The organism is Bradyrhizobium sp. in8p8, from assembly GCF_000426845.1.
GTDB classification, from domain to species: domain Bacteria; phylum Pseudomonadota; class Alphaproteobacteria; order Rhizobiales; family Xanthobacteraceae; genus Bradyrhizobium; species Bradyrhizobium japonicum_C.
Genome location: NZ_AUGD01000001.1, coordinates 557611 through 577325, shown reverse-complemented (window position 1 = coordinate 577325; position 19715 = coordinate 557611). Strand labels below are relative to the sequence as shown.

Here is a 19715-nt window from a genome sequence, read left to right as displayed (position 1 = left end):
CGTTTTGATGCCGGATTGCCGAACGGATGGGCTGCGGAATGCAAGTTTTGCCCAACAGACAGCCAGAAGACCGTTTGCACACACACGGTCCCAGTTGACGTGCGCCCCATTCGGTGTGCCATCTACTGCCAGCCAAATGGGCTGCCGTGCTTCTCGGCGGCTGTCATCACTATGGGAACCAGACGGGGGACAACCATGCTGGATAAAGAACTGCGTTCGATGATCGGCCAGGTGAAGGATGGGCGGATGGATCGCCGCGCCTTCATCCAGCGCATGGCCGCTGTCGGTCTTACCGCACCATTGGCCAACCAGATTCTCGCGCTCGGCGGTGTCGCCATGGCGCAGAGTCCTGCTGTCTATAAGCCGACCAAGCGCGGGGGCGGCGGCCCTCTCAAGCTGTTGTGGTGGCAGGGGCCGACGCTGCTGAATCCGCATTTCGCGACCGGCACCAAGGACCAGGACGGGTCGCGGCTGTTCTACGAGCCGCTCGCAAGCTGGGACGCCGACGGCAATCTCAATCCGATTCTGGCCGCAGAGATTCCCTCGGTTGCAAACGGTGGTCTCGCCGCCGATGCCAAATCGGTGGTTTGGAAAATCAAGCCGGGTGTCAAATGGCACGACGGCAAACCGCTCACCGCCGACGATTTCGTGTTCACATGGCAATATGCCAGCGATCCCGCAACGGCCGCCGTCAGCATCAGCACCTACGGTCAGATCACGGTCGAGAAGGTGAGCGATCTTTCGATTCGCATCCTGTTCAAGACTCCGACGCCGTTCTGGGCAAATGCCTTCGTCGGCGCATATGGCTGCGTTCTCCCGAAGCATCTGTTCGCGGACTACAAGGGCTCGAAGTCCCGTGAGGCGCCGAACAATCTGGCCCCCGTGGGCACCGGCCCCTACAAATTCGTGGAGTTCAAGCCGGGCGATGTGGTCCGCGGGCAGCTCAATCCCGACTACCATATGCCCAACCGGCCGCATTTCGACACGATCGAAATGAAGGGCGGCGGTGATGCAGTCTCCGCTGCGCGCGCGGTGATCCAGACCGGCGAATTCGATTTCGCCTGGAACATGCAGGTCGAGGACGACGTCCTGTTGCGCCTCGAGAAGGGCGGCAAGGGCAAGACTGTCTACGCCACCGGCGGCGACATCGAGTTCATTGCGATCAACTTCACCGACCCGCACACCGAGGTCGATGGCGAACGGTCGTCGATGAAGACCAAGCACCCGATCCTCTCGGATCCGAATGTGCGGAAGGCACTTGCCTTGCTGGTCGACCGCGAGTCCGTCAAGAAGGCGATCTACGGTCGTGCAGGCCGCACCACCGCCAACTACCTCAACGGTCCCGAGAAATTCGTTTCCAAGAACACCTCGTGGGAGTTCAACATCGAGAAGGCCTCGAAGATGCTCGACGATGCTGGATGGAAGGTCGGATCGGACGGCATCCGCGAGAAAGACGGAAAGAAGTTCAAACTTCTATACCAGACATCGACCAACGGTCCGCGCCAGAAGACCCAGGCGATCGTCAAGCAGGCCTGCCAGAAGGCCGGCATCGATGTGGAGCTGAAGTCGGTCGTTGCCTCGGTGTTCTTCTCGTCGGACGTTGCCAATCCCGACACCTACCCCAAATTCTATGCCGACATCGAGGAGTTCCAGATCCCGATGACGCAGCCGGATCCGGCGTTGCACATGCGCCGCTACATCTCCGCCAACGTGGCCACCAAGGAGAACAAATGGCAGGGGCAGAATTTCCCGCGATACGTCAACAAAGACTATGATGCCGCCATTGCGGCGGCCGAGACCGAAACCGATCCGGTCAAGCGCGCCGCGCTCTACATCAAGTGCAACGACCTGCTTTGGCAGGACACGGTGTTCATTCCGGTGATGCATCGCCTTAAGGTGGAAGCCGCGGCCAACACCCTGAGGCCAGCGCTGAGCGGCTGGGCGAACGAGACTGACAACATCCAGGACTGGTACCGGGAGGCTTGATCGCAGGCTAGACGGGGGTCCTCCCTATGAGTCAGTACGTCCTGCGTCGCCTCTTGATCGCCATTCCGAGCCTGCTGGCCATCTCGCTTGTGCTGTTCGTCGTGCTCGCGCTCGCCCCCGGCGATCCGTTCTCGGAATTGGCGACCAATCCGAACGTTCCGCCCGAAGTGCAGGCCGCACTTCGGGCCAAGTTCGGGCTCGACGATCCGATCTACCTTCGTTACCTGCACTGGCTCAACGCCATGCTGCACGGCGACTGGGGTTTCTCCTTCGTCAGCCGGATGGACGTCGACACGTTGATCCTCCAACGCCTTCCGGCCACGCTCTACGTGATCGGTTCGGCGCAGATCCTGGCGCTCCTGATCGCGATTCCCGTCGGCGTCTATGCCGCCACCAAGCCGTATTCGCTGTTCGACCAGATCGCGAATACGCTCGCCTTCGTCGGCTTCTCGCTGCCGACCTTCTTCACCGGCATTCTGTTCATCCTGATCTTCTCGGTCACGCTGGACTGGCTGCCTTTCGTCTATACCACCGACATCAAGGCGACCGGCATTCATTGGGTGCTGGAGATGATCCGGCAGGCGATCATGCCGGTGGCGGTGCTCGGCCTGTTCCAGGCGGCGTCGATGACGCGCTTCGTACGTTCGGCGATGCTCGACGTGATCCGGCTCGACTATGTCACCACGGCCCGTGCCAAGGGCCTTGGTCAGGCCACCGTCATCGTCAAGCATGTGATGCGCAACGCCATGATCCCGGTCGTCACGCTCATCGCGTTGCAGATGCCCGCGGTGTTCGGCGGCGCCATCGTCACCGAGCAGATCTTCCGCATCCCAGGCATCGGCTCGCTTCTGATCACCTCCATCCTTTCCAACGACACACCGGTGGTGATGGCCGTCACCTTCGTCTTCGCGTGCCTCGTCGTGCTGTTCAATCTCATCGCGGACGTCCTCTATGGCTGGCTTGACCCTCGCATCTCCCTCCGCTGAGCGGCGGGTCTACTCGCCCTGGCGCGAGACGTGGCGACGCTACAGCCGCCACAAGCTTGCCGTTGTCAGCGCTTTCCTGCTCCTGGTTCTTGTCCTGGCGGTGGTGTTCGGTCCGTTCGTTTGGCGGGTCAAGATCGATGAGATCGACATTGTGGCGGGTCTGCAGGGGCCGTCGCTGGCCCATCCGTTCGGTACTGACGACCTCGGGCAGGACATCCTCGCCCGCATGATCTATGGCGGGCGCATCTCGCTCGCGGTCGGTCTGGCCGCGATGCTGGTTTCGGTCTTTATCGGCGTGCTGATCGGCGCGCTGGCCGGTATGTCGCGCGGCGCGCTCGGACACGGCCTGATGTGGCTGACGGATCTGTTCCTGTCGCTGCCGCAATTGCCGCTGCTCTTGCTCCTGATCTATCTCTTCCGCGACGGGCTGAAGCAGGTGTTCGGGCCCGAAGGCGGCATCTTCATCCTGATCGTGCTGGTGATCGGGGGGCTCCGCTGGATGCCGGTCGCGCGCCTCGTGCGCGCGCAGTTCCTGTCGATCCGCGAAAAGGAATTCGTGGAGGCTGCACGTGCGCTCGGCGCAAGTCCGCTGCGGCAGGTGATAAAGCACATTCTGCCCAATGCGCTTGGTCCGGTGATCATCGCGGGCACCATCGACGTCGCCGCCGCCATCATCGCGGAATCGACGCTGTCGTTCCTCGGACTCGGCTTTCCGCCGGATACCCCGACCTGGGGCCGACTGCTGTACGATGCCAAGGATTTCCTCGATATCGGCCCGCATTGGGCGTTGTTTCCGGGCGGCGCGATCTTCATCGCGGTGGTCGCCATCAACTTCATCGGCGACGGCCTGCGTGACGCGCTCGATGCGCGGCGGGTGATCTGATGGCGCCGCTGCTCGAGATCAAGGGCCTCAAGACCCACTTCTCCACCGACGACGGCATCCTCCAGGCCGTCGACGGCGTCGACATCACCATCAACAAGGGGGAGACGCTCTGCGTCGTCGGCGAGTCCGGCTGCGGCAAGACCGTCACCGCAATGTCGATCCTGAAGCTGATCGCGATGCCGCCGGGCCGGATCGCGGCGGGCCAGATCATCTTCGAGGGCCGCGATCTCGTTCCGCTGACGAGCAATCAGCTCGACGAGATCAGGGCCAAGGAGATCGGCTTCATCTTCCAGGAGCCGATGACCTCGCTCAACCCGGTGCTCACCATCGGCGAGCAGATCGCCGAGAGCCTGCGCCGCCACGAGGCGGTGACGAGAAAACAGGCCCTGGAACGCACCATCGAGATGCTGAAGCTGGTGCAGATCCCGAACGCGGAAGGCCGCGTGCACAATTATCCGCACCAGTTCTCCGGCGGCATGCGCCAGCGCGTGATGATCGCGATGGCGCTCGCCTGCAAGCCGAAGCTGATCATCGCCGACGAGCCGACCACCGCGCTCGACGTCACCATCCAGGCGCAGATCCTCGACCTCTTGCAGGACATGAAGGACCGCTTCGGCATGGCGGTGATGCTGATCACCCATGCCATGGGCGTCGTCGCGGAGACGGCGCAGCGCGTGGTCGTGATGTATGCCGGCAAGGTGGTGGAGGAGGCGCTCGTCGACGACCTCTTCGGCGACCCCCGCCATCCCTATACGCAAGGGTTGATCCGCTCGATCCCGCGCATCGACCTCGACGCCGAGCACAAGACGCGGCTCGAGGCGATCGGCGGCTCGGTGCCGATCCTGATCAATCCGCCGGTCGGCTGTCGCTTCGCGCCGCGCTGCAAGTTCGCCATGAACGTCTGCACCGAGAGGGAGCCGCTGTTGCGCGAGATTGCGCCCGGCCATCGCATGGCCTGTCACTTGGGAGATACCGGCCTCGGAGGCGCAGCATGAGCGAACCGTTGCTGCGCGTCAGCGGCCTGAAGAAACATTTTCCCGTGCTCGGCGGCCTGCTGTCGCGGCAGGTCGGCACCGTCTATGCGGTCGACGGCGTGTCGTTCTCGGTCAACCGGGGCGAGACGCTCGGCCTCGTCGGCGAGTCCGGCTGCGGCAAATCGACGACGGGGCGCTGCGTGCTGCGCCTGATCGAGCCGACGGACGGCGAGGTCACCTTCGACGGCCAGGACGTGCGCAAGCTCGGCGGCAACGATCTGCGCGCGATGCGGCGGAACATGCAGCTGGTATTCCAGGACCCGTTCGCCTCGCTCAATCCGCGCATGACGGTCGGCGCGATCCTCGGCGAGGCCTTCACCATCCACAATCTGGCGACCTCCGCCAAGGAGCGTGAGGAGCGCGTCGCGGGCCTGCTGGTCAAGGTCGGGCTCAAGGCCGAGCACATGCGGCGCTATCCGCATGAATTCTCCGGCGGCCAGCGCCAGCGCATCGTGATCGCGCGCGCGCTCGCGGTCGAGCCGAAGCTGATCGTCTGCGATGAGCCGGTGTCCGCGCTCGACGTGTCGATCCAGGCCCAGGTCATCAACCTCCTTGAGGATCTTCAGGCCGAACTGAACCTCACCTATCTCTTCGTCGCGCACGACCTCTCGGTGGTCGAGCACATCTCCGACCGCGTCGCCGTGATGTATCTCGGCCGTATCGTCGAGCTGGCGAAAGCGAGCGACCTCTACCGCACTCCGCAGCATCCCTACACCAGGGCGCTGCTGTCTGCGGTGCCGGTGCCCGACCCAAAGCTCAAGCGCGAACGCATCCGTCTCAAGGGCGACGTGCCGAGTCCGATGAAGCCGCCGTCAGGCTGTCACTTCCACACCCGCTGCCCGATCGCTCAGCCGCGCTGCGCCGAGGTCGCGCCGGAGCTGAGGGAAGGGGCGGGCGGGCACTTCGTGGCGTGTCATCTGGCCTGACCTATGTTACCCGAAGGGAGCCGGTATTCCGAAGGACTTCCGTTCACCGATGTGGGATGTGCAAACAGGTCATGTGCCGAGATAGCGGATCGGCCGCGACCTCGGGACCGCCGTCACTCCTCCAGCGTGAAGCCGACGCGCAAGGTGACTTGAAAGTGGCCGACCGTACCGTTCTCGATGTGACCGCGCGTCTGCACCACCTCGAACCACTTCATTTCGCGAACGGTCTTCGAGGCGCGGCCGATCGCGTTCTTGATCGCGTCCTCGATCGAGGTCTCGGACGATCCGACCAGGTCCAGAATCTTGTAAACGTGGTCTTTCTCGGCTGCGGGCATGATGGCCTCCCTCGGTTGTGCGGCACGCATCGACGCGTGGGCTTCCATTTGAACGACCGCCGGCCGGTCCGGTTCCGTCCTGCGCGATGCCCCCGCATGCGCCATTCGAGGTGGAGCGGCTGGTGCTGGGCTGCTAAGCGCTATCCATGGACACGGCACGGCGCGACAGGACGATCGGCTCACTCTGCCTGGGCGTGACGGCATGCGGCTGGGCACTGAACTGGCCGCTGATGAAGCTTCTGCTCCAGCAATGGCCGCCGCTGTTCGCGCGCGGCCTTGCGGGCGTTTGCGCCTCGCTCATTCTCGCCGCCCTCGTGCTGAGCCGGAAGGAGTCCTTCGCCGTTCCGCGCGAAGCCGTCCCGCGGCTTCTGTTTGCGACCTTCACCAACGTCTTCGCCTGGATGGGGCTCGGCACGGTCGCGATGAAATATGTGAGCGTGAGCGAGGGCGCTCTGCTCGCCTACACCATGCCGATCTGGGCGATGCTGTTCGCCTGGCCGGTGCTCAACACGCGGCCGGCGCCCCGGGACATTTTCGGGCTCGTCCTCGGCGTTGCCGGCGTCACGCTGCTCCTGAGCGGCAACGGCCTTGCGTTCAGCGCCGACAAGCTGCTGGGCATCGTGCTCGCGCTGCTCTGCGCCATCCTCTTCGCCCTCGGCAACGTGCTCAACCGCAAGCCGCTGCCGATGCCGCCGCTGGTCGTCGTTGTCTGGCAGGTCGGGCTCGGCTGCGCCACGATGCTGATCCTCGGCGTCGTGTTCGAGCATCCCGATATCACCGCGATTACCCCGCTGGGACTCGGCTGCTTCGCCTACATGACGCTGGTGCCGATGGGCCTCTGCTACGTCACCTGGTTCGAGACGCTGCGCCGTCTGCCACCGACCACGGCCTCGACCGGCATGCTGATCGTGCCGGTGATCGGCGTGATCTCCGCCGCCATCATTCTGGGCGAGCCGCTGGGCTATCGCGAATGGACGGCGATGGCGCTCACGCTCGGCGGCGTGACGCTCGCTCTGCAGCGGGGATAACCTGCGGAGGCCCGCCCTACGGATCGAGCTCCGTATCCCAGTAGAGATAGTCGAGCCAGCTGTCGTGCAGATAGTTCGGCGGAAACAACCGGCCGTTGCGGTGGAGCTGGTGCACGGTCGGCGCGAACGCGCTCTGGCGCGGAAACATCTTTGCTTGCGCCGGCGTCAGGTTGCCCTTGCGCAGATTGCACGGCGAGCATGCCGCGACCACGTTCTCCCAGGTGGTCTGGCCGCCTTTGCTGCGCGGGATGATGTGATCGAAGGTGAGGTCTTCTGGCGAGCCGCAATATTGGCAGGCGAAACGATCGCGCAGGAAGACGTTGAAACGGGTGAAGGCCGGATGAGTGGTCGGCTTGACGAATGATTTGAGCGAGACGACGCTGGGAAGCTGCATCTGCAGCGTGGGACTGTGGACCGCCTGATCGTAATGCGCGACGATGTTGACGCGGTCGAGGAACACCGCCTTGATCGCGTCCTGCCACGACCACAACGACAGTGGGTAGTAACTCAGCGGCCGGAAGTCCGCATTCAGCACCAACACCGGCCAACTGCCTTGCGAGACATGTGCGTTCAAGTAACGCTCCCGGCCTCCAATGTACGCTGCGAAGCAGCATGTAGTGACATACTACATGCAGCGTGACGGGATTGTGAAGCCCGTTGAGCGACTTATTCAGGCGCGAGCAATGCGGCGGCGGGGTGGCAAAAGCGGTCAAAACGCTGCGATCCCGGCGGGCGTGTGAAACCGCTTGTCCGCACCTCATGGACTTGCAATGGCGGCTACTCCCGTACCCGCTCCAGCTTCTGCAGGCACCGCGTCGTGCGCACCGCGGCCGGCATCTCCTCGTCCGGAAAGCTGGACTGCCAGTTGGTGACGCCGACCTCGCCGACATAAATGTCGCCCTTCGAGTCCAGTGCGATGCCATGCGGTGCCAGGAACTTGCCGCTGGCAAGGCCCGGACCTTCCTCGCCGCCCAACCGTGCGATGCGATTTCCCTTGGCGTCCACGATCGACAGTCGGGGGCCGAGATTGGGTACATTGCGGTTGATGGAAAGGCCGGGGCCGAGTTCGCCGATCACGAAGGTGGGACTCCTGCCGCCGTAGCAGCACAGCGCACAGGGCCGATGCAGATTGTTCCACTGCGTCTCGTACTTGCCCTCGCCGTTGAACACTTGCACGCGATGGTTCTCGCGGTCGGCGACATAGACCCAGCCGTCGGCGTCTGTGGCGATATTGTGCACGATATTGAACTGGCCGGGATCGGTGCCCGGCTCGCCCCAGCTTTTTATCAGCTTGCCGTCCGGCGTGAACTTGTGCACGCGGGCGTTGCCGTAACCGTCGGAGACGTAGATCTCGCCCTTCGGCGAGAGCGCAGTGTGGGTGCAGCGGTGGAACGGCTCGCCGCTCATGAACGGCGCCGGCTTTGCCGGGATGCCGATCGTGAGCAACACCTTTCCTTCCGCAGTGCATTTTCGCACGGTGTGATCGCCGTCGTCGGTGCAATAGAGATGGTCGTCGGCATCGATGTGCAGTCCGTGCGCGCGGGAGAACAGGCCTTCGCCCCAACTGCGCAAAAAGTTTCCCTCGCGATCCAGCACCACCATCGGGTGTGCGCCGCGGTTGAAGACGTAGATGCGGTCCTTGCTGTCAACGGCGACCGAGGCGACGTCCGTGAGCTGCCAGCCGTCCGGGAGCTTGGCGAAGTCTTCGACAACGCGGTAGCGGTGCTCGCCGGCGCCGAGAATGGCGGGCATTGGTCTCTCCTCACCCGTTGCAGAGATACGCATCGCGTCCAACGACGCGAGGGTTAAGCCGTGCCCTCCTCACGCCCCAAAATCCCTTCCTCGATCGCCTTGATCTGGAGCGCGAGGTATTTCGAATTGATGCGGCATTGTGCGAGGCTACCGGCGATGAACCAGAGGCCGGGTTGCTTCGTGCGCGCATACATGTTGCGCAGCTCGAAGCCGTCGCCGAAGCCCCAGATCGGGCCGACATGGTCGGCGACACCATCGCCGAACAGCTTTCTCACCAGATATTCCTGCGGCTTGTAGCCGGTCGAAAGCACGATGAGGTCGGCCGCAATGGTCGAGCCGTCCTTCATCCGGGCGCCCTCGGCAACGAAGCTGTCGATATCGGAGAACTGCTTGAGCCTGATCTTGCCCTCGAGGATCAGGTTCGAGCAGCCGACGTTGAAATAATACCCGCCGCCACGGGTGAGGTATTTGAACTGCCAGCCGGTCCCGGCCTCGCCGAAGTCGAGCTTGAAGCCGACGCGGGCGAGGCCCTCGAGCAGCTCCTTGTCGAGCTCCTTCGACTGCTCGGTCAGCATCACGTGCGTCTTCTTCGCGAGCGGCGTCGGCATCGACGCCGCGATCAGATCATTGTCCTCGAGCGTACCCTCGTTGTAGGTGGCGTAAGCGAGCTGCGCTGAGGGCTCGATGTTGGTAACGAGTGTCGGCGAGCGCTGGACCAGCGTCACCTCGGCGCCGCTGGAATACAGGTCCTGCGCGATGTCGTGGCCGCTGTTGCCGGTGCCGATGACGATGGCGCGCTTGCCGGTCCAGTTCTCACCGTCTTCGTAGCGGCTCGAATGCACCAGCGTGCCCTTGAAATTGGAAAGCGTCGGAATGTCCGGAATATTGGCGATGCCGCTGACGCCGGTCGCCATGATCACATGGCGCGGATGCATGGTGCGTCGGCTGCCATCGGCACGGCGCAGCCTCACGGTCCAGTGGCCCTTCGCCTCCTCGTACGCGCCGCCTTCGAACTCGGTGCCGGTCCAGAAGTTCAGCTCCATGGCATCGACGTAAGCTTCGAACCAGTTGGCGAGCTTGTCCTTCGGGATGTAGGTCGGCCAGTTCGGCGGGAACGGCATGTAGGGGAGATGATTGACCTGCACCTGGTTGTGCAGGGTGAGCGCGTGATAGCGCTTGCGCCAATTGTCCCCGATCCGCGCCTCGCGATCGACGATCAGCGTGTCGACCTTCAATTGCTTCAGCCGCGCCGCTATCGCAAGCCCAGCCTGGCCGCCGCCAACCACCAGCACGGCCGGGTCGCGGTCGGCGTAGTCGCGCGAGGCGTTGCGGAGATCGAGCCAGTTCGGCCCGCGGAAATCGCGGGAATAGGCCTGACCGCGCGGCCGGGAGGTGCCGAGCTGTTCCTCGTAGCCTTTCAATTCATCGAGGGCGGTCAGCAGCGTCCATGCCTTCAGGCGGTCGCCGTCGGCAGGGTCCGGGACGAGCCGCACGATGCCGCTGCCGCGGCCGATTGCGGTCTCGAAATCGAAGATCGCTTCGATGGTATTGGTGCCGGCGCGGGTAACCCAGCGTGGCGGCGCGCGGTTCGGAGCGATCCTGAAATTGGTCGGCGCGGCCTTGGGCGCGCGCGCGGCCAATTCCCGCGTGATCGGATCGGCGCCCGCGATCGTCTGCAGGTTCCAGCTCAGCGCCAGTACGTCGCGCCAGAAGCCGTCTGCAAGGAAGAGGCGCTTCAGGGCGGCATCAGGCTTGCCCAGGGCGCGCTCGAATTCATCGAGCCAGGACTGTGCGGAGACGTAAATATCCTTGGTCTTGTCCAGCATGCGCGACCTCATGGCGGCCTTCGCGGCGTTTCCTCTGAGGCTGACGCTATACGCTTTCGCAGACCGCCAAAAGCCGGTGACCCGAGTAATGCCGGCATATAGCCCTGCTCGGGCGGAATAGGCCGCGTGATTCTTCAAGCCCGGGATTTCGGGGCCGCCGGCTCAGGCCCGTCCGGTTTCCAGTCCGCCCAATAGGGATCGCGCAGCTTGCGCTTGAAGATCTTCCCGGTTGCCTCGCGCGGCATCGCATCCAGGAACTGGACTTCCTTGGGCACCTTGAAGTTGGCCAGCCGCTCGCGCAGAAAGGCCTGCACCGCGGCAGCTGAGAGCTGCACGCCCCTTTCCGGCTCGATGCAGGCGCACAGCCGTTCGCCATATTCCGCATCCGGGATGCCGAACACGGCGCAGTCGCGCACCCCATGCATCCCGATCAGCACGTTCTCGATCTCGGCGGGGTAGATGTTGACCCCGCCTGATATCACCATGTCGCGCTTGCGGTCGCACAGGAACAGATAGCCGTCCTCGTCGAGATAGCCGACGTCGCCGACACTGACCAGACCGTCGCGCCCTGCTTCCGCCCGGGCTTGCGCCTTACCGTGATAATCAAAGTCGGGCACCGCCCTCTGGCGCATGTAGATCTCGCCGACTTCGCCAGCGCCGCACTGGCTGCCGTCGTCGCGGAAGATCCTGATGATGCCGCCCTCGATTGCCCGGCCGACCGTGCCGGGCTTCTTCAACGCTTCCTCGGCCGAGTGCCAGACCGGAATCCCGGTCTCGGTCGAGCCGAAATATTCGTTGATGACGGGTCCCCACCAATCGATCATCGCCTTCTTCACCTCGGGCGGGCAGGGCGCGGCGCCGTGCACGACGAAGCGCAGCGACGACAGGTCGTAGCGCCGCCTGACTGTGTCAGGAAGGCGCAACAGCCGGACGAACATGGTCGGTACCATGTGGATATGCGTCACACGGTGGCGCTCGATCAGAGCCAGCAGTTCCTCTGCCTCGAACCGCGGCTGCAGGACGATCGTGCAGCCGTTGCGGAACGCCATCATGCCATAGGAGTGCGGGGCCGAGTGGTACATGGGCCCGTTGATCAGCACGACCTGGCCCTCGCGCGGCTTGATGCCGTATGTGATCGCGCCGACGCGTTCTGATGCGGCGGCCTGATCCGGCTGCATCGGCATCCGGCGCACGCCCTTCGGCATGCCGGTGGTACCGGACGTATAGATCATTGCGGCAGCTCGCCTCGGCGGCTCCTGTGATTCCGGGTGATCCTCCCGCCAGCGATCCCAATCGGTCATTCCGGACGGGACCTGCGCCAGCGCCGCGGGCACGGCGAACGTAGCCTTGAGTTCGGGCGGGGTCTCGACCACGAGGAGGCGGAAGTCTGGTGGCAGGCCGGAGCGGATTTGCGGCAGCAGGTCGGCGTGGCAAACCAGGATGTTTGCGCCGCTATCGGCCAAAATGTATCGGACCTCTTCGGCCTTGAGATGCCAGTTGATCGGCACCACCGGGCTCCCCAGGGCGGCCGAAGCTGCCACCACCTCGAACAGGGCGAAATCGTTACGCAGCATCATTGCGACAGGTGCGCCCTCGGCAAGGCCAAGCGCGCGAAACCCGCTGGCGGCGCGTCTGATGCGTGCCTGGATTTCGCTGTAGCTAATCCGGCGGTCGCCGCTGATGATCATGGGCCTATCCTCCTTCCGGGATGTCAGCGGTCATCCAGCACGTCGCCGAATCCCACCCAGCTCTTGCCATTGAAGCGCCGGAGCCTCAGCTGCTGGAAAGGAAGATAATCGTCGGGCCCGGTCGCAACCGTTATGCCCGGTAGCAGCAACGGCAGCTGGACGTCCTTGAGCGAGGCTGCCTGGCGCATGATGTTGTCGCGGCTGAAGTCATCCTTGCAGGCCTTGAGTACGGTCATGAGCAGGGTCGCATAATGATAGCCGGCCGCATAGTTGGAGTTGGAGAGGTCGGCGGCGGGCATGTATTGCTTCATGAACGCGAAGTATTCCTTCACGCCAGGATCGTCGGCCCATTGCGGATCCATCGTGTCCTTTTGATTGCTGGACGAGATCAGGCCGACCGCGTTGTCGAGCCCAGCCGGCTCCAGGAACGAGATCGACGAGGCCGAGGTCGGCACGAAGAACAGTTCGGGTTTCCAGCCGAGCTCGGCTACGCCCTTGATCATCTGCGAGGTGAACTTTCCGAGCACGACCCCGAACAGCACGTCGGCGCCCGAAGCCTTCAAGGCCGATAGCTGCGAGCTGATCGTCGGCGCGCTGGTCTCGTATGTCGCTTCGGCCACGATCATGCTGTTGGCCTTGTCGCCGAGCGCGCGCTTGAAGCCTGCCACATAGTCGCGGCCGAAATCGTCGTTCTGGGACAGGATGGCGATCTTGGCGCCCGGCTTGGTGCGCAGCACGTGCTTGGCATAGACCACGCCCTCGGATTCGTAGGCGGCCATGCCGGGCATGGTCCACGGATATTTCTGCGGATCGGCCCATTTCGTCGCGCCGGAGAGCACGAACAGCTGGGGCACCTTCTTGCCGTTGAGATAGCGCTGCACGGCGCTGTTGGTGGCGGTGCCGAGCGAGCCGAACATCATCAGCACTTCGTCCTGCTCCACCAGCTTGCGGGTCTGCTCGACCGTCTTGGGCGGAGAGTAGGCATCGTCCAGCGTGATGAACTTGACCTTGCGACCGTTGATGCCGCCCTCGGCATTGATCTTCTCGAAGAAGGCTTCTTGCGTCCGCCCGATCGTGCCGAAGCCGGAGGCAGGGCCGCTATAAGGCAGGGTCTGCCCGATGCGGATCTCGCCGGCGCCTTCGGCATGGGCGCCGCTCGCGCCAAGTGTCAGCAACGATAGTCCGATCAGTGCGGCTGCCTGCTTCATGATGTCCTCCCGTGTTTATTCAGTCCGAGACGTCAGGCGCTCACGCGCATCAGGAAATCGCGCCGCGCCTGGTCGAATTCCCCCTTCATGCGCTCGACGAGCTCGGCGACCGGCGGGGCATCCACGATCTGGCCGATACCCTGGCCTGATCCCCAGATGTCGCGCCACGCTTTCGATTTCATGTTGCCGCCGGAGCCGAAATTCATCTTCGATTTGTCGGCAGCGGGAAGATTGTCCGGGTCCAGCCCTGCGGCCGCGATTGAGGGGCCCAGGTAATTGCCGTGCACGCCGGTGAACAGGTTGGTGTAGACGATGTCGTGCGCGGCGTGCCGCGTCAGCGCGGACTTGTAGGCGTCGTCCGCATTGGCTTCCTGGGTCGCGATGAAACGCGTGCCCATATAGGCGAGGTCGGCGCCGAGCGTCAGCGCGGAGGCGATGCCGAAGCCGTCACTGATCGCGCCCGACAGCAGGATCGCTCCACCAAACCACTGCTTGACTTCGCGCACCAATGCGAAGGGCGACAGCGTGCCGGCGTGTCCGCCCGCACCGGCGCAGACCAGGATCAGGCCGTCTACGCCCTGCTCGGCGGCTTTCCGCGCATGCTTGACGTTGATGACGTCGTGGAACACCAGCCCGCCATAAGAATGCGCGGCTTCAACAATCTCCGCCGGCGGCCGCAGCGAGGTGATGATGATCGGCGCCTTGTGCTTCACGCAGATCTCCATGTCCTTCATCAGTCGATCGTTGGAGGCATGGCAGATCTGGTTGACGGCGTAGGGGGCGACCTTCTTGCCGGGATTGCGCGATCTGTATTCCCCGAGCTCGTCCTCGATGCGGCTCAGCCACTCGTCGAGCTTCTCGACTGGGCGGGCATTGAGTGCAGGAAAGGAGCCGACGACGCCCGCCTTGCACTGGGCGATCACCAGCTCCGGCCCGGAAACGATGAAGAGGGGAGAGCCGACGACGGGCAGTTCCAGCGAATCCTTCAAGAGAGTGGGCAGCGCCATCTTGTCCTCCCGAAACGCGGCCCGCCGGCGGGCGGACGACGTGACGTTTCCTGTTGATTGTCGTGCGGGCGGAGTGCCGCCGGTTGCGGATTGACGGCCACTATAAGGTTGGACGGCGCGGTCCGGCCGTTCAATAATGAACGAAGGGCCATTCAAATGTGAACGGAGCTGCCGATGGACTGGGACCTTTGCAAGACCTTTGTCGCAGTCGCCGACACCGGCAGCTTCACCGCTGCCGCGCGCCGGCTGCACACCAGCCATCCTACGGTCAGCCGCAAGATCGCGGCCCTCGAAGCCCAGCTCGGCACGCGATTGGTGGCGCGCGCCGCAGATGGCCTGGCGCTGACCGCGGATGGAAGGACCTTGCGCGAGCACGCCGAGGCGATGGCGGCCGCGGCGCTACGGGCTGAGACCGCGGTGGCGGCGGGAGGGCACAAGGCGCGCGGCATCGTCAAGCTGTCGATCGGCGCGACGCTGGCCTCGCACTGGCTGATGCCGCGGTTGCCGACCTTCCTGCGTGCGCACGATCATATCCAGCTCGAGATCATCACTCATCCGTTTCCGGCAAGCGTACGCCGGCGTGAGGCCGACGTGGTGCTGCGGCCAGTCGACAGTGGAGAGGAGAATCTGGTCGGCCGCAAGATCGGCCGTCTCGGCACCGGCTTCTATGCCTCGCGCGACTATGCCGCCGGCCGGTCCCTGCCGGAGCGCCGCGGCGATTGGAAGGAGCACAGCGTCATCGGCTTCGCCGACCAAGCATCCAATGTGCAGCTCGCGCGCTGGAGCGATGTCGTCACGCAACAGGCGAGGGTGGTGATGCGCTGCTCGTCCCAGGGGGACATGCTGGCGGCGGTTCGTGCCGGAATTGGCATCTCCGCGCTGTCATGCTTCGTCGCTGAAACCTATTCGGATCTCGTGCGCGTCGCTCCGCAGAAGCTCGCGAGTATCGCCGATCTCTGGCTGCTGGCCCATCCCGACCTCGTGGAGCTCCCGGCGGTGCGCGCCGTGGTCGATTTCGTCGCCGAATGCGCCCGGGCCGACCGCGCCAGGCTGCGCGGCTAGCCTGATCCCGCCAGCACGCCCTCTCGCTTCTTCACGGCGCGGTAATAGCTCCACCACAGATGCGCCGCCGCACCGCGCAGCGGGCGCCAGGGTTCGGCGAGCGGTGCCATCTGCTTCTCCGTCGGTCGCGCCTTGAGGCCTAGCCCGATCCGGATGCCCTCCTGCACGGCGAGGTCGCCGGCCGGCCAGGCATCGCCATGGCCCAGGCAGAACAGCAGGTAGACGTCGGCGGTCCAGGGGCCGATGCCGGGCAGCGCGATCAGCGTGTGATGGGCGGCATCGGCATCTTCCTCCGCGAGCACGTCGAGGTTCAGCCGCTCGGCGGCGATCTCGCGGGCGAGATGTTTGAGCGTCTTGATCTTGGCGGCGGAGAGGCCGAGCCGTCCCAGCCGGTCGGTGCGGGCCCGTCGCACGGCATCGTGATCAAACGGATCGAAGGCGGCCGAAAGACGTCCCCAGATCGCCGCGGCGCTCGCGGTGGAAAGCTGCTGCCCGCAGACGATGTGCGCGAGCCCGGTAAAGCCCGGCTCGCGCCGCCGCAGCGCCGGCATGCCTGCGATCTCCAGAATCGGCTTCAGCCGCGGATCGCGCTTGATCAGCGCGTGGACGGCCTCTTCGAGATCGGACTGGGTTTCGAGATGGATGGTCATGGTGTTTGGCTCGTGCTGCGCGGGCTTGACCCGTGCATCCATCTCCTATCGTAACAGAGTCCTTGGACGATGGATGGCCGGGTCAAGCCCGGCCATGACGAGATTCATCTGATGGCACAACCCGTTTTCCGATTTGCCCCCAGCCCCAATGGCCTCCTGCATCTCGGCCACGCCTATTCCGCGCTGCTCAACTTTGATCGCGCGCAAGAGACCGGCGGGCGGATGTTGCTGCGGATCGAGGACATCGATGCGACACGCTGCCGGCCGGACTATGAGACGGCGATCTACGAGGATCTCGACTGGCTCGGAATTGCCTGGGAGACGCCGGTGCGACGGCAGTCGGAGCATCTCGCCGACTATCGTGCTGCGTTGGAAAAGCTGTCTGCGCTTGGTCTCGTCTATCCCGCCTTCGAAAGCCGCGCCGAGATCGCAAGGCTCATCGCCGCGCGCGAGGTGGAAGGGCCATGGCCGCGCGATCCCGACGGTGCGCCGCTTTATCCCGGCGCCGCCAGATCACTGTCGGCCGACGAGCGGTCGCAGTTGATCGCCTCGGGCGCGCCGTATGCGCTGCGGCTCGACATGCCTGCCGCCTGCCGCCGTGCCGCCCGTCTGAGTTGGAATGAACTCGGCGAGGGGCCGGCCGGCGAGTACGGCATCGTCGCGGCGCGGCCGGAGGCGTGGGGCGACGTGATCCTGGCCCGCAAGGAGACGCCGACCAGCTACCATCTGTCGGTGGTGGTCGACGACGCGCTCCAGGGCGTCAGCGAGATCGTGCGGGGCCGGGACCTGTTTTACGCCACCGCGGTGCACCGCTTGCTCCAGGTCCTGCTCGGCCTGCCGGAGCCCGCCTACCGCCATCACCGGCTGATTCGCGATGAGGCGGGCCGGAAGCTGTCGAAATCGAGCCGGTCGACCGGTTTGCGTGCCTTGCGCGCGGCCGGAGTCACGCCCGCTCGCATCCGCCAGCTGATGGGATTAGATTAAGTTTCTCTGGGGGTTAGCAAAACGTCGCCGTGACTCCGGGTGTTCCTCCGTGCCATGCTTGGCCAGCGCGGGGTTCGAAGAGAGTACTTCGAAGGGGATTCATGGCGGCGAAAACGCGTCCAGTGCGCACAACACGGACGTCCAGGCGGCTGCCTCGAAAGCGGTCCGGGACGGCCGGAAAGGCGCGTAAGCGCAGCAACACGACCGTCGCGCCGGGCGTGGTCCAGGCAGCGCTGGCTGCCTTTGCTCATGAGGTCCGCACCCCCCTGACCGGCATTCTGGCGATCAGCGACCTGCTCGCGACGTCAGATCTCGGGGAACGAGAGCGGCGCTGGGCCGACACCATCAAGGCCGGTGCCGAGCACCTGGCGAGCCTTGCCACGCTGTTCGTGGACGCTGCCCGAACCGGCAAGGGAACGGGGAAGGGTGGCAGCAAGCTGCGGCAGGACCTGTTTGACCTGAGGACGCTTGCCCGCAGCGCCGGCGATTCGCTGACCGGCCGCGCCGCTGCCAAGGGTCTCCAGGCCGAGGTTGATATCTCCGAAAAGCTTCCCGGACTTGTGGTCGGTGATCCCGTCCGCCTGCGCGCCGCGCTCGAGAACCTGATCGACAACGCGGTGAAATTCACCGACCAAGGCGGCGTGGCGCTCGCCGTCGCGCCATGGCGTCCCGGTAAAGGTCGAGCGAAGGGCAAAGGCAGGGTCGGCGTCGCCTTCGAGGTGTCCGACAGCGGCATCGGCCTCACCATGGCCGAGATCAAGCGGCTGTTCCGCCCGTTCACCCAGGCCAATGTCACCATCGCCTCGCGCTTCGGCGGCGCCGGCTTGGGGCTTTCCTCGGTCAAGCAATTGGCGCGTGCGATGGGCGGCGACATCACGGTCGCACCGCGTCGCGGTGGCGGTGCCACTTTCACATTGACGGTGTCGCTGGATGCGGCAGGATCGGGCAAGAGCCGCAAGGCGAAGGACGGCAGCGAGCCCGAGGCGATCGCCGCCCTTCGCGTGCTCAGCGTCGAGGATAATCCGTTCGGCCGCGTCGTGCTCAACACCATTCTGACCGAGCTTGGCCATCATGCCGAGTTCATCGGGCGCGGCGAGGATGCCGTGAACCGGCTGGAGCAGGGCGCATTCGACGCGGTGCTGATGGACATGGTGCTGCCGGGCATCGATGGCGTCGAAGCTATCCGGCGGATCCGGACCCTGCCGTCTCCGCTGGCTCAGATCCCGATCATCGGCGTGTCCGGCCGCGGCGAGGACGAGGCGGCCTCGCGCGAGGCCGGTGCCGACGCCTTCCTTGTCAAGCCTGTGTCTCCCCGGGCTTTAGCGACTGCGCTGCTTGAAGCGACACGCCGTGAGGAAGCCGAGACTTGATGATCGCGGCGTTGAGCTCGCCGCCGTAAACGAAGATCGCGGCGATGAAATACAGGAACACCAGCGCGATGATCACCGAGGCGAGGCCCGCATACATCGTCACGTAATTGTTGGCGAAGCGCGCCAGATACTGTCCGAAGACGATGCCGGAGATCAGCGACGCCACCACGGTGAAGATGATGCCCGGCATGATCTGGAGGAAGCTGCGTCGCCCCGCCGGCAGCCAAGCGTGCAGGATGAACAGCGCCAACACCAGCGCGCTGATGGTGATGCCGTAGCGCAGCCAAGTGAGAATGCTTTCGTTCGATTCGACGAACAGTGGAATGTGGCGTCGTGCGGCCTCGATGATCAGCGGACCGAGCACGATCAGGAACGCCATCGCGAGCGCAGTGAAGGCTGCGATGAGCGTGTAGGCAATGGATTCCAGCCGCAGCCAATACCAGCTCCGCATCTCCACCACCGCGTAGGCACGGTTGAGCGCCACCCGCAGCGCCTCGACGCCGTTGGAAGCGAAATAGACCGACAGCGCCGCGCCGATGGTCAGAAGTCCGGTGCGGGTAGTGGTGAGCACGTCATGGACCTCGCCCGAGATGGAATCGGCGACCTGCTTGGGCCAGACCTGAAGCATCAGGCTGGCGGCCTGATCGGCAAGCTCCTTGGAGCCGAAGAAGCCGGCGAGCGAGGTCAGCACGATCAGGAACGGGAACAGCGCCATCAGCGTCGACAGCGCGATGTGGCTTGCGATAGCCCAGCCGTCATCGGCGAGGAACGTGTAGAACGCGTCCATCACCACAGCGTAGATGTAGCGGATCGCTTTCATGCCCGGCCTAAACGACTGCTCTCTCCCCCCGCACGCTGGGAGATGTCAGGACAGCTGGCAATGGGCGCAAATCGGTAATCATGGTGCTACCATCTGATATTATCGGTCCGAAAGCCAGTTCGCGAAGCGCCCTGCCGTCATTCCGGGGGGCGCGAAGCGCGAGCCCGGAA

18 protein-coding genes are annotated in these 19715 nt (G+C 64.5%); 9 read left to right on the top strand and 9 right to left on the bottom strand.

Annotation, left to right across the window (positions count from 1 at the left end; all coding sequences use genetic code 11):
• Window positions 1-195: 195 nt before the first annotated feature.
• Genes K408_RS0102735 through K408_RS0102715 form a run of 5 tightly spaced genes read left to right on the top strand, consistent with a single transcriptional unit; the run spans window position 196 to window position 5815 of the window.
• Window positions 196-1986 carry a peptide ABC transporter substrate-binding protein gene (locus tag K408_RS0102735; protein ID WP_024337259.1) on the top strand — a complete coding sequence of 597 codons (1791 nt, stop codon included), beginning with the start codon at window positions 196-198 and terminating at the stop codon, window positions 1984-1986.
• Window positions 1987-2012: 26 nt separating this feature from the next.
• Window positions 2013-2972, top strand: a complete 960-nt coding sequence (locus K408_RS0102730) for an ABC transporter permease (RefSeq protein ID WP_024337260.1) — start codon at window positions 2013-2015, stop codon at window positions 2970-2972.
• Entirely contained in the window at window positions 2938-3855 is a 918-nt protein-coding gene (locus tag K408_RS0102725; RefSeq protein WP_024337759.1) for an ABC transporter permease, read from the top strand. Before K408_RS0102730 ends, K408_RS0102725 begins: the two co-directional genes overlap by 35 nt.
• Entirely contained in the window at window positions 3855-4850 is a 996-nt protein-coding gene (locus tag K408_RS0102720) for an ABC transporter ATP-binding protein (protein WP_024337261.1), read from the top strand. The genes K408_RS0102725 and K408_RS0102720 overlap by 1 nt, the downstream gene beginning before the upstream one ends.
• Complete coding sequence (locus K408_RS0102715) at window positions 4847-5815, top strand: ABC transporter ATP-binding protein (protein ID WP_024337262.1); 969 nt, start codon at window positions 4847-4849, stop codon at window positions 5813-5815. Before K408_RS0102720 ends, K408_RS0102715 begins: the two co-directional genes overlap by 4 nt.
• A gap of 113 nt (window positions 5816-5928) precedes the next feature.
• Here the strand turns inward: K408_RS0102715 and K408_RS0102710 are convergent, their stop codons facing one another.
• Window positions 5929-6150 carry a dodecin gene (locus K408_RS0102710; RefSeq protein ID WP_024337263.1) on the bottom strand — a complete coding sequence of 74 codons (222 nt, stop codon included), beginning with the start codon at window positions 6148-6150 and terminating at the stop codon, window positions 5929-5931.
• Window positions 6151-6296: 146 nt separating this feature from the next.
• Between K408_RS0102710 and K408_RS0102705 the strand changes: the two genes are divergently transcribed.
• On the top strand, window positions 6297-7178 hold the full coding sequence (locus tag K408_RS0102705; protein WP_024337264.1) for a DMT family transporter: 882 nt from the start codon (window positions 6297-6299) through the stop codon (window positions 7176-7178).
• A gap of 16 nt (window positions 7179-7194) precedes the next feature.
• On the opposite strand, the gene K408_RS0102700 is transcribed toward K408_RS0102705, so the two are convergent.
• The 6 genes from K408_RS0102700 to K408_RS0102675 all read right to left on the bottom strand — a co-directional run bounded on the left by K408_RS0102700 (window position 7195) and on the right by K408_RS0102675 (window position 14659).
• Window positions 7195-7752: an HNH endonuclease gene (locus tag K408_RS0102700; protein ID WP_008142962.1), complete on the bottom strand. Its 558-nt coding sequence runs from the start codon at window positions 7750-7752 to the stop codon at window positions 7195-7197.
• A 203-nt stretch (window positions 7753-7955) separates the two neighbouring features.
• Complete coding sequence (locus K408_RS0102695) at window positions 7956-8930, bottom strand: peptidyl-alpha-hydroxyglycine alpha-amidating lyase family protein (RefSeq protein ID WP_024337265.1); 975 nt, start codon at window positions 8928-8930, stop codon at window positions 7956-7958.
• A gap of 53 nt (window positions 8931-8983) precedes the next feature.
• The gene (locus K408_RS0102690) at window positions 8984-10756 is read right to left on the bottom strand and encodes a flavin-containing monooxygenase (protein WP_024337266.1); all 1773 of its coding nucleotides are present in this window, start codon (window positions 10754-10756) and stop codon (window positions 8984-8986) included.
• Between the two features lie 134 nt (window positions 10757-10890).
• Window positions 10891-12471, bottom strand: coding sequence for an acyl-CoA synthetase (locus K408_RS0102685; RefSeq protein WP_283805261.1), 1581 nt, complete (start codon window positions 12469-12471; stop codon window positions 10891-10893).
• Window positions 12468-13652, bottom strand: a complete 1185-nt coding sequence (locus tag K408_RS0102680; protein ID WP_024337268.1) for an ABC transporter substrate-binding protein — start codon at window positions 13650-13652, stop codon at window positions 12468-12470. Before K408_RS0102680 ends, K408_RS0102685 begins: the two co-directional genes overlap by 4 nt.
• A 32-nt stretch (window positions 13653-13684) precedes the next feature.
• Entirely contained in the window at window positions 13685-14659 is a 975-nt protein-coding gene (locus tag K408_RS0102675; RefSeq protein WP_024337269.1) for an NAD(P)H-dependent flavin oxidoreductase, read from the bottom strand.
• Window positions 14660-14833: 174 nt separating this feature from the next.
• On the opposite strand from K408_RS0102675, the gene K408_RS0102670 reads away from it, so the two are divergent.
• Entirely contained in the window at window positions 14834-15721 is an 888-nt protein-coding gene (locus K408_RS0102670) for a LysR family transcriptional regulator (protein WP_024337270.1), read from the top strand.
• Here K408_RS0102670 and K408_RS0102665 read toward each other — a convergent pair.
• Window positions 15718-16371 carry a DNA-3-methyladenine glycosylase family protein gene (locus K408_RS0102665; protein ID WP_024337271.1) on the bottom strand — a complete coding sequence of 218 codons (654 nt, stop codon included), beginning with the start codon at window positions 16369-16371 and terminating at the stop codon, window positions 15718-15720. The two genes, K408_RS0102670 and K408_RS0102665, sit on opposite strands and share 4 nt — an antisense overlap.
• A gap of 111 nt (window positions 16372-16482) precedes the next feature.
• Here K408_RS0102665 and gluQRS point away from each other — a divergent pair, with 111 nt between their 5' ends.
• Together gluQRS and K408_RS0102655 are read left to right on the top strand one after the other, a co-directional pair.
• Complete coding sequence (gene gluQRS, locus K408_RS0102660; RefSeq protein WP_028145787.1) at window positions 16483-17355, top strand: tRNA glutamyl-Q(34) synthetase GluQRS; 873 nt, start codon at window positions 16483-16485, stop codon at window positions 17353-17355.
• Between the two features lie 101 nt (window positions 17356-17456).
• Window positions 17457-18725, top strand: a complete 1269-nt coding sequence (locus K408_RS0102655) for an ATP-binding protein (RefSeq protein ID WP_028145786.1) — start codon at window positions 17457-17459, stop codon at window positions 18723-18725.
• On the opposite strand, the gene K408_RS0102650 is transcribed toward K408_RS0102655, so the two are convergent.
• Window positions 18652-19545: a YihY/virulence factor BrkB family protein gene (locus K408_RS0102650; RefSeq protein ID WP_024337273.1), complete on the bottom strand. Its 894-nt coding sequence runs from the start codon at window positions 19543-19545 to the stop codon at window positions 18652-18654. The two genes, K408_RS0102655 and K408_RS0102650, sit on opposite strands and share 74 nt — an antisense overlap.
• Window positions 19546-19715 lie beyond the last annotated feature (170 nt).